Genomic DNA, 13,963 nt, shown 5'->3' on the forward strand with positions numbered 1-13,963 from the left:
GAATGGAAGCACAAAAACAGTTTGGGAATCGCAAAGTAACAGCAGATCCGGTAATTCAGATCCACCATTTATTCAAGAAATTTGGAGATCATATTGTTTTGAGTGATTTTGACCTTAAGCTTAAAAAGGAAGAGAACCTCGTGGTGCTGGGGAAGTCTGGTTCCGGGAAATCAGTGCTGGTGAAATGCATCGTAGGATTGATTAAACCAGATAGGGGGAAGATACAGGTATTGGGAGAGGATATTTTTAGATTGGAGGAAGATGAGCTGAACAAACTGAGGACAAAATTGGGTTTTCTTTTTCAAAGCAATGCGCTCTATGATTCCATGACCATCCGGGAAAACCTCAGGTTTCCATTACTTAAACATAGGTTTCCAATGTCAGAAGCGGAAATTGAAGCAAGAATAATTGAGGTGCTGGAGCATGTTGGCTTGAAACATACCATAGATATGATGCCCGCAGAACTATCCGGCGGTATGGCTAAACGCATTGCTTTGGCCCGGGCAATGGTGCTCAGACCTGAGGTCATCTTTTATGATGAACCAACCTCCGGACTGGATCCGGTAACCTCCAGAGAAATCGCGACACTGATTCTGGAGATGAAAGAAAAATACCACATTTCTGCGATTATAATTTCACATGATATGGCCTGTGTTAAAATTACGGCAGACCGAATCGTATTGCTGCTAGAAGGAAGGTGTTATGCGCAAGGAACCTATGAGGAACTGAAACATTCGAAAGATAGAAACATCACCCAATTTTTTAATTAGACATGGACAAGCTGGCGAAAAATAATGTTAAACTAGGTGCTTTTGTACTGGCCGGACTCATCGCGCTCCTGCTTACTTTTTATGGCATTGGAAAGAACAAAAGTATCTTTAACGCTAACTTTATGCTAAAAGTCCGGCTTTCCAATTCTAATGGTTTACTCAGCGGTAACAATGTGCTTTATTCAGGTATACAGGCCGGAACTGTGAAAAAAATCACCATTTTAAACGATACCACGATTGAGTTGACCTTATCTGTTGACCATAAGTTAAAGCCTTTCATTCATAAAAATGCCCTGGTTTCCATAGGAACCGAAGGGCTAATGGGAAATAAAGTGGTGCAAATTATTCCTGGGAAGGGAAAGGGATTACCTGTCGAAGATGGAGATCTGTTGCGTACCATCAAGAGTAAGAGTATGGACGATATGTTGCAAACCTTATCCAGAACAAATGAAAACATTGAGGATATTTCAGAAATGTTAAAGCAAATGGTTGTAGAAATTAATCAAAGTGCCATTCTTGGAATCATCAAAGATCAGCAAATAGGTAAAAGTTTAAAATCAACCCTGGATAATGTGAATGAAACGAGTGCCCAGGCTAAAGAACTGAGCCAGAATTTAAATCGGATGATTACCCAAGTGAAAAGAGGTAAAGGTGCAGCTGGACTACTCCTGACGGATACCAGTTTTGCAGCCAACTTAAACAAGACCATGCTTAAACTGAACTCCGCAAGTGATCATGCAAATAATATGACCATCCAGCTGGAAGAGCTGTCTAAAGACCTGAATAAGGATTTAAAACAAAGCCATGGTTTTCTGGATTTTTTAATCAGAGACTCTTTACTCATTCAGAAGTTAAATCGAAGTATGGATCATATTGAAAAAGGTACAGACGGATTTAACCAGGATATGGAAGCGTTGAAGCATAATTTTCTGCTCAGAGGCTATTTTAAAAAACTCGAGAAAGAAAAGAAAAAGCAAGCAGTTAAAGGTCAATAAAATCATTTTTCTTATGAAAACGGTGTTGATACTTACCGATTTATCCAAAAATGCTTTAAATGCCGCGGAAGCCGGCTTAATCCTTGCGATGCAAAATCAGGTCAATCTGCTGCTCTTTCATTCCTGTGTAAATCTTCCCATGGCTGCTTCCTATCCAGGGCTTTCCTGGATCAACGAGGAACACAATTGGTTGGATGAATCTGAAAAACAATTGAAAAGTCTGGCCAAACACCTCCAACGTTTTGGCGAGAGAATGTATCCTCATGAAGCACTTCCTACGATCCACTGTGAAGTAGGACAAGGGGACCTGAGGACAAACATTGCGGCCATGGTGAGTAAAAAACAAGTAGAACTGGTGGTTATGGGCGGACGCAGCGGAAGCCCAATAGAATGTCCTAAACCCATGCTGATTGTCGCACAAAAAAAGCCGATGAGAAAGCTGGACAAGCTTACTTTTGCGACTAACTTTAACGAAGAAGATCTTTCAGCCATTCAGTTGTTGCTGAAATATAGCGAATACTGTAATTTCCAACTGGATATTGTTCATGTAAAACCCGATGGAGATCAAGAACAGTCTTCAAATGAGCCTATTGCCAGTTTTATAAAGGAGCTGTCCGAAGAGCAGCATCCTGTGGTTAGGTTTACTGAGGTTGGGGGTAAGGATCTGATCCCTCGTTTGTATGCACACTGCAAAGAAACCGAAACAGATGTACTTGCCTTAACTTATGAGGAGGATTCCTCTTTTGTCAGGTTACTCAAAGAAGGCCTGGTTAACAAGTCCATCTCTAATCAGCAGCTTCCCTTACTGATACTTCCTAAAAGGTGATGTAAATCATCTTATTGCGTAATTACAATCACGATCACTGAGGAACACTTCGGTAAATTAGTGTTGTTAACTTAAAGATCACATTATGACAACTTTAGTAAAATCAAATGGTTTTCCGGCGCTGAAGTCAGCGATGGAAGATCTCTTTAGTTCTGATTTTTTTAGTAAGCCTTTTAAGGGGGCAGAGTTTCTTCCAGCAGTAAATATCCGCGATGAGGAAGATCGTTATGAAATGGAAATGTCTGTTCCCGGCTTCAAAAAAGGTGATTTCCAAATTACCTCAGAAGATGGGCTGCTCACCATTAGTGCAGAAACCAGCACCGAACATAAAGAGGAAAAAAAGAACTATACCCGTAAGGAATTTAGCAGTGCCTCTTTCAGTAGAAGTTTTATGTTGCCAGACAATATTAAAGAGGATAATGTAAAGGCAAGTTATAAAGATGGTCTGCTTACCATAAAACTCGAAAAAACGGTAAAAGGACTTAGCGGAAAAAAACAAATAAGTATTGAGTAAAATAATACCGACAGTGTTGGCTGTCGGTGTACCTAAATCCAAATCAATGGAAACGTTAACCAAATTACCTCCACGATTCCTGGAATATTATATTAATGTCAGGCGATGGAAAACGGAACTGGATTTTTTTAATACAGAAGTCGTTTTTCTAAACCGGTTAATGGAGGAGCACTTTTTACAATTGATAGCGGAAGACCGTATCCTGAAGTTAAAGCAGCTGGGTAATAAATTAGCCGTGTTAATGAAGGAAAAGCACCAGATAAAGGAGGTGCTGGATTTTCAATTGAAAGAAATTGAGTTACTCGCAGAAGGCCTGCTGAAAGAAAAAACAGCCATGTTGGAGGGAAAGCAGGCACACCTGGAGTATCAAATGATAGACCTGATCCATGAATATCGGGAAGTAAAAAGAGAACTGTATGTTTTTATGGAAGTGGTACTAGATGAACGCCGGTTATTAATTAATTAAAAACCATCATGACAGTGATTAAAAATGTACATCCACTGACTGCGGAAGTGTTATTCGATATCCTTAAAAAGGATTTCCCAGATTATATCAATACTCGGCTGAATGCAGAGCTTAATATTGATTTTGCCCATGTTTTTGATGAAATCACAGTTAAATTCCCAGAGGTTATTGCCGGGACGGTAATCGTAGTGACGGTAAACACGGAGGAAATTACGGTCTCAGATCAGGCAGATACCTCAGCATTTAATATCGATTTGCTGAAAAAAAACCTGATAGATTTTATCGAGCTAAAAGCTACGTAAAATGGCATTGATCTGGTCAGGGGAAAAACGGCGTCGCATTCAGCTCTACACATTTAACGGCATATAAATATAGGGCGGCAGACCAGGATTGCCAGTCTTGTCCCATAGGTTGTCCATTTTGTGCCTTGTACCATTCATTGAAACCATATTTTAGTTCCTTATTGTGTGAGGTCGTAATCAGCTCGGTAAGCGTGAATAGTTTTTCTTTTGCTAACTTATATTTTCCGGCGGAAACCAGTGCAGCAATATGGAAAGCAGAGATAAAAGGCCAAATACCTCCGTTATGATAGTCGCCGGGTTTGTTATAATGCGCATAGCGGCTGATCCAATCTGGATCATCGGGCTGGATAAATGGAAAAAAATTAGGAGCCAGATCTACCGCTAAGTCTCCATCTGCCTGCATTTTTTTACAGGCAGATTCTATCCAGGATACCATGTTTTCAGCTCTGGTAGGGGAAGCCAGTCCAGATAATATCGCCAGACTATTCCCTAAAAGGTCAAACCTTTCGCTGTTGTATATTTTGTAGGACCAAAAGGCATAATAAGGTTTGGCTTTGACAACCATCCCTTCATGAAGGTGATGCGGGTTTTCCCCTTTAGTAATGGTAAAGTGTTGCATCGCTTGCTTCAACAGGTCTGCATGCTCATGGTGATTTAACATTCGGAGATAACTATAGGCAAGGGTGTTCACATAGAGTCCAAAACCGAGCACCCATTGTTCATCCCGCCAATCGCTGGTTGGTTGCTGTGCAATGAGGTAGTCGTCTGATGGACTTTGGTATTCCATCCAGGTTAATGCCCTTTGAACGGCAGCCTCTAGAAAAAAATGTTCTCCACTGAATTTCCTGAAAATCCCTGTCGCCAATAAGAACAGGGGAGTGGTATCACTTGCACCGCGGTTTTCCGGATCATGAACCATGGAAGGAATATGCCCGTTCTTGGATTGATTTACGGCTAGTGTTTCCAGTGTTTTTCTAACTGTTGCAATCAATTCCTTATTGTCGGAAACCAAAATCCCCAATACAGAAAGCATTAAATCCCTGGTATACGGTTCTGGGTATCCCCATGCTGCGGTACGTGGAAGGCCATGATATGGGCCTTTCGAATTATGTACCAGTACTTCTATTGCAGCCTGTCTTGCATTGTCTATTGTTTTCCAATCCTCGGTTTTCATAATCACTCGGGTTAAAATATATTTAATCTTTCTCCTACAATTTGGATGAATCTGGCGGCAACCTTGCGGTAATCAAACTGGGCAATCACTCTTTGTCGGCCTGCAATTCCCATCTGCTGTCGGAGTTCCGGGGATGCCATCAAACGGATCAGGCTGTCTTTAATGTCATCAACACTCGCCCGATAATCCACAGTTCTGGGTTCATCAAAAGTTACCTTATGATTTTCTTCATAACCGGATTCATGCCCAAGCATCACTTCATTGACCACAATTTTCTGGCTCACATTTGCTAAAAGAGCGGTTTCTCCATGGACTAAAGTATCCAACATGCCCATTGCATTGATGCCAATGACTGGCTTTCCGCAGGCGCCAGCCTCTATTTGAGGCATCCCAAATCCCTCCAAACGGGATGGAGCAGCATAAATATCACAGGCGCTAATGAGGTAGGGGATAAACTGTCTGGAAATGATACAGGTATGAAAAGATACATGTTTGCTGATGCCTAATAGCTTTGAAAGCTCCAGGTCGGAATTGGTTTGAACTGCCGTCCTCAATTGTGGCCAGACCTTGCAGATATATTTCCATTCAGGTAGTTGATCTCCGGCAGCAGCTAAGGCTTCCATCACTTCCCTTCCTCCTTTAGAGGCCGCATCACCACCGATGGTTAAAATCATTTGCTGTTCTGGCTCAACGCCCAAAGCGGCTCGGACCGCAAGGATTTTAGGATCGTTTTTTGAATAGGGCTTAAAAGTATCTGTGTCGCAGCCAACCGGAAGTACTTCAATATGATCTCCTTTGATGCCATCACGAACATACATTTCTTTCACCCAGTTGGAGGTCACCAGAATGAGGGGCAAACTATTCAGCACGTCCTGATAGTTGCCAATATAGCCGTCAGCTACCAGCCAGGGGACTGCTTTTATGCCGAACTTCTGCGGATGTAGAACCAATTGTGGCGTATGTCCCCAGTACCCGGTTCCGACCACAATATCCGGTTGGAACCATTTGTAGTACCATTCTTTTTCCAATGTGGATTCCAAATGCACGGCATGGGCATCAATACCATTGGCAAGCAGGCCCTTGTAAAGTAAATCTCCCTGGGTCGCCAGTCCTCCCGGACTGGGGGGATAATCATATAATACCAGTACTTTCATGATTTATATTGCTTTTAAGCCAATCAATTGCTGCATCTTTCGTGCTGAATATCCAAAATGCCTCTGCCTTCGGACAGCATTTTACTTCCCAGCTATCTCGCTGGAATCCATAGATATCGATCAGGATGTTTTCTTTCTGTTGCCAAAGTTTATTGGGTAAATTAAAGTAGAGGTCTGCCTGTTTTTGGGCTTTAGGGCAATACATCCTGTTTCCATCTTCATACGCAAAAATTAAAAGTTCATCACAACGCAATTTATTTTCTAACCACAGGTGAATGATTGTTTTGCCTATTTCCTCATGTCTTAAATGCCGGGTATATTCGCCTAAAGGGCTATGCGTGATGATGATGTCGTAAGTGTGAGCCGGAAGTGTTTTCAAAACCAGGTCGGATAGCTGGTTTAAGTTTTGTGGACTTTGCATTGGGCCGTCATCAAGATCAGCCATTACTCCTTGAGCATTTAAAAACCGGATTGCTTTTTGAAATTTTGGCGCTCGGTCAGGATCATTTTTTCTGCATAAGGAGAGAATGAATGGCTCCCAATCCGGGTGGCTTAATAAAGTCCCCCCCGCCCATAAAGTCTCATCATCCGGGTGCGCAACAATGACCGCAATTTTCTTTTTATCCATCATACCTTTCTTAAAAGCTAGTTTATTCCTACAGAACCACTAAACTTCATAGCTACATTTTTATTTAAATACAAGCCGGAGTTTTTCCAGGGATTAACCTTAAAATTAGCTAAATATGAGCTACTATAAGTGACAGGCATCACGCAGTAGGGTGATACCTGTCACTAGGAAATGGTTTTGAAAATCAGCTTGTTAGTTTCTTTCTAATCCGACTGAGGCTTTCTGCTTTCATGCCAAGAAATGAAGCGATATAAGAAACCGGAACATGGTGTAAAATTCCGGGATAGTCCGCCATCAGCTTTCGATACCGTTGCTCCGCAGATAGGGTGGCCAATTCAAGAGACCGGCTTTCATTATAGGTGATGCATTGCTGAAAGATCTCAATACTGAAATCTTTCATCGCTAAGCTTTTTGCAGTTAGGCTATCCAGATCAGCCTTTGTAATTCGCAACAATTCACATTCGGTAATGGTCTCTACCTGCTCATTTGACGGAGTTTCTTTTACAAAATTGAAATAGGAGGTCAAAAATCCCGGCGGACAATTAATATGCGTTGTAATCTCGTCGCCATTTTCCTGATAATGGAATAAACGGAGGAAGCCTGAATTAATGTAATAAAGGTATTTAGGTACTTTTCCTGATTCCTCAATGATGCGGTTTTTTGGGAATAGTACCGGCTCAAAATACTGCGCAATCAAATCGACATCCTCTTTAGACAGCTGATGCCTGGTTTTGATAAAATCAATTAATTTCTGTTGCAGCATACCTTAAATTGTTTGTTGGGTGATTCAAAATTACAATAACTATTTTAATAGCGCAGGATGGGCCATCAAATAGGCCAATGCTTCCCTCACTGCTTTCTCAGGGGATTTTGGATTAAAGCCCAACTCCTTTTGGGCTTTGCTGATGTCGAAATTCTGTTGTAAACCAGAAAACATGGCAATATCCTTCCTGGTCAATAGCGGCGGTTTAGCACTCATTTTTGCAGAAAGCTCCATTATTCCGGCAATAGCAAACAAGACAAATTTAGGAACTGCACCCGGGACTTTAATTTCTAAAGCCGGATAGGCGTTTTGGGCAAGTTTAGTGGTTGCCGTTATGGACATACATTCGGGATTGGCCAGGATATAACGCTCCCCATTTCTTCCTTTTTCTGCCGCCAGCCAACATCCTTCAGCCACATCTTTTACATCAATCCAATTGAGGGTAATTTTCGTGTCTACCGGAATTTGCTTATTCAGGATTAACTTAAGTATGTTGTAGGATACATTAAGTGGCAAAAATGCTGCGCCTCCAATCATTGCAGATGGTAGGATGGAAACCAGTTCTATACCCAATTCTTTAGCCAGCTGAAAGGCTAGTTTTTCACCGTCATTTTTAGAATTGTAATACATGTCCCTTCGATCAGTGTTGTAGCCATAGCTTTCTTTGGTTGGTAGTTTTCTGTAGTCCAATGAAGCAATTGAACTGACATACACGATGCGTTTTACACCAGCTTCAGCAGCAGCCTCAATGGTAAGTTTTGTCCCCTCCATATTGACCTCATAAATTTCCTTTTTTGGATCTTTTGCCCAAAGCTTGAAAGAGGCAGCTACCGCATAAAAAGTTTCTACGCCTTGCAAGGCTTTAACAAAAGAGGCCTTGTCGGTAATATCCGCCTGAACCACCTCGCAATCCAGTCCCGAAAAACAGGCTTTGTTGTTAATGTCGCGTACGGATGCCCGCACTGGAATTCCTTGACTAATCAGAAACCTAACCAGATTATTTCCTAAATGTCCGTTTGCTCCGGAAACCATCGCCAATTTATTTTGTGTCATCTTGTTTTATATTTATTGTGGACACAAAGTTCCAATACGTGGTTCCAAAAGCACTTGACTTTTGTTAGTTAATGGTTTTAAATAAGCTTGGATTAAGCTTTATATGCGTTAATATGGGATTCTAATTTTAGAGGTTTTATTACTGTGCTACCAGGAGGTTGCTAGGGCCATGACTGGCCAAATTGCCTTAACAACCAGGGCTCAAGTAAGTACTAATCAATTAGATTTGTACTCCTGATTTTAATGTTAATACAGAGAAAACGTGTCGTATCTTATTATTAAACAGTATCTTGTTGTTTGTCTTACACACACAAATTAACCTCTTAATCATGGCAATATGCAGCGTAGGCCCTTATGGGCACCCCTCAGGGAAGATAGGTAACGTAGTTTTCTATATGTTAAATGGGCAACCGGTATGCCGAATGAATGGTAAGCCGGGAAAACCAAGTATAAAACAATTGGGAAATCGCCAGGCAATGGCAGTGACCATGGATCTTGTGGCTCCTATGGCCGATTTTATCAATGTCAGCTTTAAACAGGAAGCTGAAGGAACAGTTAAAAACCCGCACAACCTGGCCGTCTCTTATAATAAAAAAGAGGCTTTAATTGGGGAATATCCTAATATTAAAGTGGACTATAGTAAAGTCATCCTGAGTCGTGGTGATCTGGAAATGGTAAGTGATTTGAAAATCAGCAAAGGGGAGGACGGGATCAATTTAAGCTGGAATACTGATATTTCTGAAAACGGTTCCTACGATGACCTGCTGATGGTACTGGTTAACCATCCCACAAAAAAGAGAGCTAGTAGCTATTTAAATGCGGCTAAAAGAGCAGATGGCAGCTGTTTTATCCCAATTTCAGAGGAGTGGATGATGAGGGAGCAGATGGAAATCTATGTGAGCTTAAAGTCTTCAAATGAAAAGTCAATCTCTGATAGTGTGTATGCTGGAAACCTGAATGGCGTTCCGGAAAGCCAGGCAGACAAAGTAGAAAAAGCGAAATATACGGCCACTAAAGCACGTTTTGACCAGGTTTCTGCCGCTTACTATAGACAAAGAATGGATGATGAGGAAAATATTGTCGAACGGAAGGCTTTCCGGCATCTGGAAAGAGAGTTTCAGGTGTTAAAGGAAAAACTAAAACACCTGCCGGGAAAACCCTCCTGATCTATCTATAGGTTCAGAAAAAATTCTTCTTAAAAAGTTAGGATAAGGCTTGCCAACAGCAAGTTATTGGAAGTGTTTTGTCGAATTCTTTTGAAAAAAAAACATAAATAATAGATAAAGAGGGCTTTTTTCTTCTTATTTGGATGGCCGTATTGTTGTTTCTAGAATTTTAAAGCTAATTTTCGGAAATAACGACTACATCAAATGACTAAATACCTATTGTTCTTCCTGCTTTCTACTTTTTCTTTTGCGGCAGTAGCCCAAGACCTCTCGATTCCTACAGTTGACAGTGTTAAAAAGTACCTGGATAGCAGCCTCGTTATTATTGAGAAAAACGCCTTAAACCGGCAAAAGGTTGATTGGAAGGAACTCAAGAAAACAGTTTATAAAAAAACGGCAGGAGCAAAGACCTATGAAGATATCCTTCCGGTGTACAGCTACATCTTTGAACAGATTGATGATCATCATGGCAGTTTAAAATTCAAACAAAAAAACTATGGATGGGCTGGAAATGACCAACCAAAGGTAAATAACACCATCAAAGCGGCGACTAAAAAATACAGTAGTGTCCGTGGGGAAAGAATTGGCGATGACATCGGGTATATTCTCATTCCTGGAAACAGTGATTTCAGAAACCAACACCTGGATTCTATTAGTCGCAGTATTAAGCAAGCCATTGCAAAAATCCATGATCAGAAGATTAAGGGTTGGATCATTGATTTACGGGTCAATACCGGTGGTAATATGTATCCCATGATTGCGGGTTTAACGGATTTCCTGGGAGAAGGAAAAGTTGGTGGATTTATGACTTCTGATCATCAGTCCGACGGTAATTGGATCATTAAAGATGGGTTGTTTTATGTGGATTCTATCAATGTAACCGCAGTGAAATATGAAGGATATCCCATTAAAAAAGAAATTCCAATAGCCGTTTTAATTAGTGGTTATACCGCCAGTTCGGGAGAAATGACAGCAATAACCACCATTGGCAGGAAAAATTCAATTCTGATTGGAGAACATAGTGCCGGTTATACAACCTCCAATCTTGGTTTTAAATTAAATGGATATTCCGGACTCAATTTAGCGGTGGATTATGCCACTGATAGAAATGGGAAAATCTATCCTAAAAATATTATTCCTAACCTTTCGGTCAATGATGGCGATAATTTCGAGGAGTTAAAGAACGATGAAAAGGTTAAGAAAGCTGTTTCCTGGCTCAAAAAGACAGCCAAATAAGCGGCTTATTCATCATGGAAAGAGCTCCTGCATCTTAATGCTGGGGCTTTTTTTCGGTCTTCTTTTATCCGAATATGGGAAGAAGCTTAACAAAAGGTTAATGTATCGGTAAAGCCGGGCGTCGTTTAACCGAGTACTTTCGCAGCTAAATGAATCCATGATTCCTTTTTAACCCATCATAGCAATGAAAAGAAGAGATTTTGTGAAAAGCACGGCTTTTACAGCATTAGGAGCCAGCTTCCTTGCACCTTTACAATCTATAGCAGCCGATGCTGAAACGCATTTCGAAGGGGAAGATCTTTCCCCGGTAACCGCCATAAAAGATGATTATCCTTTGCATTTTGTAGCCATTGGAGATTGGGGGCGGACAGGTGCGGATCATCAGATTCAGGTGGCCAGGCAAATGGGTAAATGGACTACGGAACATCCCAATGATTTTATCCTTTCTTTAGGTGATAATTTCTACCCGAAAGGAGTGGTCAGTGAAAATGACCCCTTGTGGCATTATTCATTTGAGAACATCTATACCGACTTTTCATTGCAGGACGATTGGTATCCGATATTAGGTAATCACGATTACCAGAGTGATCCAGATGCGCAGGTTCGATACAGTAAAGTGAGCAGGAGGTGGAATATGCCTTCAAGATACTATTCCAAAGAACTGGACCTGGGAGGAAAGAATGGCGATAAAGTCTTGATGATTTTCATTGACACTTGTCCTTTGATACCAGAGTTTCACAACAATCCAAAATATGCACCTTGGGTAGACGATCAACAACCTGAAAAGCAATTGGCCTGGATAGCGGAAACCTTAAAAAATGCAGGGCCTCAGGTCAAATGGAAAATGGTGATCGGCCACCATCCAATCTATACGGTCGGGCCAAGGATCAAAAATTATGATACCCTGGCGGTGAGGAAAGTTCTTGAAGACATTTTCGAGCGTCATCAGGTGGATGTCTATTTGTCCGGGCACGACCATTCTTTACAACATTTAAAACCAACAGGTTTTACACATCAATTCATTTCTGGTGCAGGCTCTGAAGTTACTCCCGTTTCTTCTGGGATAGCCTACAGCAAGTTTGAAGCCGCAGAACATGGGTTTATGTACTTTTCAATGGATAAGAACCGCCTCAATGCAAAAGTCATCCATCATTCTGGAAAAGTAATCTATGAAACAACACTACAGAAGTCTTAATTAGCCGCAGGGATAGGTCATGAAGATTTAAACAGAGATTTGGTAATGTCCGGAAATAGATGGAAATTACTTCAAAGATTCAATCTTTAATCCTAAAACACATTTGAATATGAAAAAAGTAACCGGCCTTGGTGGCGTATTTTTTAAATGCGATGATCCGAAAGCTATGAATGAATGGTATGCGAAAAATCTTGGATTACCGACCACTGATTACGGGGCAACATTTGAGTGGAGGCATGCAGATAATCCAGCGAAAAAGGGATCTTCAGCATGGTGTACTTTTCCCAAGGATACCGAATATTTTAAGCCCTCAACTAAGCCATTTATGATTAATTACCGTGTGGAAGATATCGAGGCGTTGGTAGCTGAACTAAAAAAAGATAACGTGACCATTATTGATGAAGTTGTGGATTCTGAATACGGTAAATTTGTTCATATTCTCGATCCGGAAGGCAATGTCATAGAGCTTTGGGAAGCAGCTGATGAATTCGACTCAAACCTGGAAGGGTAATCCTGAAGGCCCGGTTTTCTCATTTCATCACTTGATTTAAACAATTATTTGGAAGTTCTCGTATAATATATACATTTGCATAACTGATTATGTAATTAGCTTTGTGTATGGAGTTGTTTGAGAAAACCGGGAAAATGGCCTTGGGAAGCCGATTAAGATTGTTGACTGCAAAAGTTACTGAAGACGCGGCCAGGATTTATGAATTGTACAATGTAGAATTCTCGCCAAAGTGGTTCCCGGCATTTTTTGTACTCTCAGAAGAGGGAGAGAAGACCATTACCGAAATCGCCAATGAAATCGGACATTCACAGCCATCTGTGAGCAAAATCATTCAGGAAATGACCGCCGCCGGACTGGTTCAGGAAAATAAAGAATCCTCTGATAAACGAAGAAATGTGGTTGGATTAACCTCAAAAGGAATCGAGATCTCTGAACAAATCAAAGTGCAATGCCTGGATGTAGATGTGGCGATTGATCAGATCATTTCAGAAGCCAGACACAACCTTTGGGAAGCGCTCGCTGAATGGGAATTCTTACTGGAGCAAAAATCATTGTTCAGACGAGTTCAGGAGCAGAAAAAACTGCGGGAAAGTAAGGATGTGCAGATCGTTCCTTATGAAGAAAAATACCAATCGGCCTTTAGAGCCCTTAATGAAGAATGGATTTCTACTTATTTTAAAATGGAAGCGGCGGATTATAAAGCCCTGGACAATCCCAAAGAATATATTCTCGACAAAGGAGGGAAGATATTTGTAGCCCTGTATAACGATGAGCCAGTAGGTGTTTGCTCCTTAATTAAAATGAATGATCCGGAGTACGACTATGAGCTGGCAAAAATGGCAGTTTCTCCAAAAATACAGGGTAAAAGCATTGGCTGGTTACTTGGGCAAGCAGTCGTGAATGCAGCCAGAGATTTGGGCGCTTCCAGCATTTACCTGGAAAGTAATACCTCATTAAAGCCGGCAATCAATCTTTATCAGAAGTTAGGATTTAAAAAAGTAGTAGGCAGATCAACTCCATATGAACGCTGTAATATCCAGATGGAACTCCTTTTAAATTCAGCAGGTATTTAATCCTTGACTGATAATATAATGAATACTGGGAAAGCGTTTCTTTAATATCAATACATCAAGATATCTTGACTAAAATTAAGTCTGAACTATCCAGAGGATAAGGATAGCTTTTTATCATAAACTTTAGTTATTTTAAT

At 40.9% G+C, this 13,963-nt stretch carries 16 protein-coding genes; 11 read left to right on the forward strand and 5 right to left on the reverse strand.

Annotated elements, in window-relative coordinates; translation table 11 throughout:
- Nucleotides 1-2: 2 nt before the first annotated feature.
- The 6 genes from GM920_RS01270 to GM920_RS01295 all read left to right on the forward strand — a co-directional run bounded on the left by GM920_RS01270 (nt 3) and on the right by GM920_RS01295 (nt 3,873).
- Entirely contained in the window at nt 3-770 is a 768-nt protein-coding gene (locus GM920_RS01270) for an ABC transporter ATP-binding protein (protein ID WP_182952801.1), read from the forward strand.
- Between the two features lie 2 nt (nt 771-772).
- Nucleotides 773-1,765, forward strand: a complete 993-nt coding sequence (locus GM920_RS01275; protein WP_182952802.1) for an MlaD family protein — start codon at nt 773-775, stop codon at nt 1,763-1,765.
- Nucleotides 1,766-1,778: 13 nt separating this feature from the next.
- Nucleotides 1,779-2,591, forward strand: coding sequence for a universal stress protein (locus GM920_RS01280; protein ID WP_182952803.1), 813 nt, complete (start codon nt 1,779-1,781; stop codon nt 2,589-2,591).
- A gap of 85 nt (nt 2,592-2,676) precedes the next feature.
- A complete protein-coding gene (locus GM920_RS01285; protein ID WP_182952804.1) occupies nt 2,677-3,105 on the forward strand; it encodes an Hsp20/alpha crystallin family protein in 429 nt (142 codons plus the stop codon).
- A 46-nt stretch (nt 3,106-3,151) separates the two neighbouring features.
- Nucleotides 3,152-3,571 (forward strand): hypothetical protein, encoded by a 420-nt coding sequence (locus GM920_RS01290; protein WP_182952805.1) that lies wholly within the window; start codon nt 3,152-3,154, stop codon nt 3,569-3,571.
- Nucleotides 3,572-3,579: 8 nt separating this feature from the next.
- Entirely contained in the window at nt 3,580-3,873 is a 294-nt protein-coding gene (locus tag GM920_RS01295; RefSeq protein ID WP_182952806.1) for a hypothetical protein, read from the forward strand.
- Between the two features lie 16 nt (nt 3,874-3,889).
- On the opposite strand, the gene GM920_RS01300 is transcribed toward GM920_RS01295, so the two are convergent.
- The 5 genes from GM920_RS01300 to GM920_RS01320 form a co-directional block, all read right to left on the reverse strand.
- Nucleotides 3,890-5,047: a glycoside hydrolase 100 family protein gene (locus tag GM920_RS01300; RefSeq protein WP_182952807.1), complete on the reverse strand. Its 1,158-nt coding sequence runs from the start codon at nt 5,045-5,047 to the stop codon at nt 3,890-3,892.
- A gap of 11 nt (nt 5,048-5,058) precedes the next feature.
- A complete protein-coding gene (locus tag GM920_RS01305) occupies nt 5,059-6,201 on the reverse strand; it encodes a glycosyltransferase family 4 protein (RefSeq protein ID WP_182952808.1) in 1,143 nt (380 codons plus the stop codon).
- On the reverse strand, nt 6,179-6,832 hold the full coding sequence (locus GM920_RS01310) for a PIG-L deacetylase family protein (RefSeq protein WP_182952809.1): 654 nt from the start codon (nt 6,830-6,832) through the stop codon (nt 6,179-6,181). The genes GM920_RS01305 and GM920_RS01310 overlap by 23 nt, the downstream gene beginning before the upstream one ends.
- A 181-nt stretch (nt 6,833-7,013) precedes the next feature.
- Nucleotides 7,014-7,592 (reverse strand): Crp/Fnr family transcriptional regulator, encoded by a 579-nt coding sequence (locus GM920_RS01315; RefSeq protein ID WP_182952810.1) that lies wholly within the window; start codon nt 7,590-7,592, stop codon nt 7,014-7,016.
- Nucleotides 7,593-7,631: 39 nt separating this feature from the next.
- On the reverse strand, nt 7,632-8,645 hold the full coding sequence (locus tag GM920_RS01320; RefSeq protein WP_182952811.1) for an NAD-dependent epimerase/dehydratase family protein: 1,014 nt from the start codon (nt 8,643-8,645) through the stop codon (nt 7,632-7,634).
- A gap of 329 nt (nt 8,646-8,974) precedes the next feature.
- Here GM920_RS01320 and GM920_RS01325 point away from each other — a divergent pair, with 329 nt between their 5' ends.
- The 5 genes from GM920_RS01325 (at nt 8,975) to GM920_RS01345 (ending at nt 13,826) form a co-directional block, all read left to right on the forward strand.
- On the forward strand, nt 8,975-9,811 hold the full coding sequence (locus GM920_RS01325) for a DUF6266 family protein (protein ID WP_182952812.1): 837 nt from the start codon (nt 8,975-8,977) through the stop codon (nt 9,809-9,811).
- A gap of 204 nt (nt 9,812-10,015) precedes the next feature.
- Nucleotides 10,016-11,047, forward strand: coding sequence for a S41 family peptidase (locus tag GM920_RS01330; protein WP_182952813.1), 1,032 nt, complete (start codon nt 10,016-10,018; stop codon nt 11,045-11,047).
- Nucleotides 11,048-11,231: 184 nt separating this feature from the next.
- Nucleotides 11,232-12,242 carry a metallophosphoesterase gene (locus tag GM920_RS01335; RefSeq protein ID WP_182952814.1) on the forward strand — a complete coding sequence of 337 codons (1,011 nt, stop codon included), beginning with the start codon at nt 11,232-11,234 and terminating at the stop codon, nt 12,240-12,242.
- Nucleotides 12,243-12,351: 109 nt separating this feature from the next.
- On the forward strand, nt 12,352-12,753 hold the full coding sequence (locus GM920_RS01340; protein WP_182952815.1) for a VOC family protein: 402 nt from the start codon (nt 12,352-12,354) through the stop codon (nt 12,751-12,753).
- Between the two features lie 107 nt (nt 12,754-12,860).
- Nucleotides 12,861-13,826: a bifunctional helix-turn-helix transcriptional regulator/GNAT family N-acetyltransferase gene (locus GM920_RS01345; RefSeq protein ID WP_182952816.1), complete on the forward strand. Its 966-nt coding sequence runs from the start codon at nt 12,861-12,863 to the stop codon at nt 13,824-13,826.
- Nucleotides 13,827-13,963 lie beyond the last annotated feature (137 nt).

The sequence above is a fragment of the Pedobacter gandavensis genome (assembly GCF_014172405.1).
Taxonomy (GTDB): Bacteria; Bacteroidota; Bacteroidia; order Sphingobacteriales; family Sphingobacteriaceae; genus Pedobacter; species Pedobacter gandavensis.

Coding starts and splice junctions, on each gene's coding strand:
- GM920_RS01295 (WP_182952806.1), top strand. CDS start 3,580: ATGACAGTGATTAAAAATGTACATCCACTGACTGCGGAAGTGTTATTC.
- GM920_RS01310 (WP_182952809.1), bottom strand. CDS start 6,832: ATGATGGATAAAAAGAAAATTGCGGTCATTGTTGCGCACCCGGATGAT.
- GM920_RS01290 (WP_182952805.1), top strand. CDS start 3,152: ATGGAAACGTTAACCAAATTACCTCCACGATTCCTGGAATATTATATT.
- GM920_RS01345 (WP_182952816.1), top strand. CDS start 12,861: ATGGAGTTGTTTGAGAAAACCGGGAAAATGGCCTTGGGAAGCCGATTA.
- GM920_RS01275 (WP_182952802.1), top strand. CDS start 773: ATGGACAAGCTGGCGAAAAATAATGTTAAACTAGGTGCTTTTGTACTG.
- GM920_RS01330 (WP_182952813.1), top strand. CDS start 10,016: ATGACTAAATACCTATTGTTCTTCCTGCTTTCTACTTTTTCTTTTGCG.
- GM920_RS01285 (WP_182952804.1), top strand. CDS start 2,677: ATGACAACTTTAGTAAAATCAAATGGTTTTCCGGCGCTGAAGTCAGCG.
- GM920_RS01305 (WP_182952808.1), bottom strand. CDS start 6,201: ATGAAAGTACTGGTATTATATGATTATCCCCCCAGTCCGGGAGGACTG.
- GM920_RS01315 (WP_182952810.1), bottom strand. CDS start 7,592: ATGCTGCAACAGAAATTAATTGATTTTATCAAAACCAGGCATCAGCTG.
- GM920_RS01320 (WP_182952811.1), bottom strand. CDS start 8,645: ATGACACAAAATAAATTGGCGATGGTTTCCGGAGCAAACGGACATTTA.
- GM920_RS01300 (WP_182952807.1), bottom strand. CDS start 5,047: ATGAAAACCGAGGATTGGAAAACAATAGACAATGCAAGACAGGCTGCA.
- GM920_RS01340 (WP_182952815.1), top strand. CDS start 12,352: ATGAAAAAAGTAACCGGCCTTGGTGGCGTATTTTTTAAATGCGATGAT.
- GM920_RS01335 (WP_182952814.1), top strand. CDS start 11,232: ATGAAAAGAAGAGATTTTGTGAAAAGCACGGCTTTTACAGCATTAGGA.
- GM920_RS01280 (WP_182952803.1), top strand. CDS start 1,779: ATGAAAACGGTGTTGATACTTACCGATTTATCCAAAAATGCTTTAAAT.
- GM920_RS01270 (WP_182952801.1), top strand. CDS start 3: ATGGAAGCACAAAAACAGTTTGGGAATCGCAAAGTAACAGCAGATCCG.
- GM920_RS01325 (WP_182952812.1), top strand. CDS start 8,975: ATGGCAATATGCAGCGTAGGCCCTTATGGGCACCCCTCAGGGAAGATA.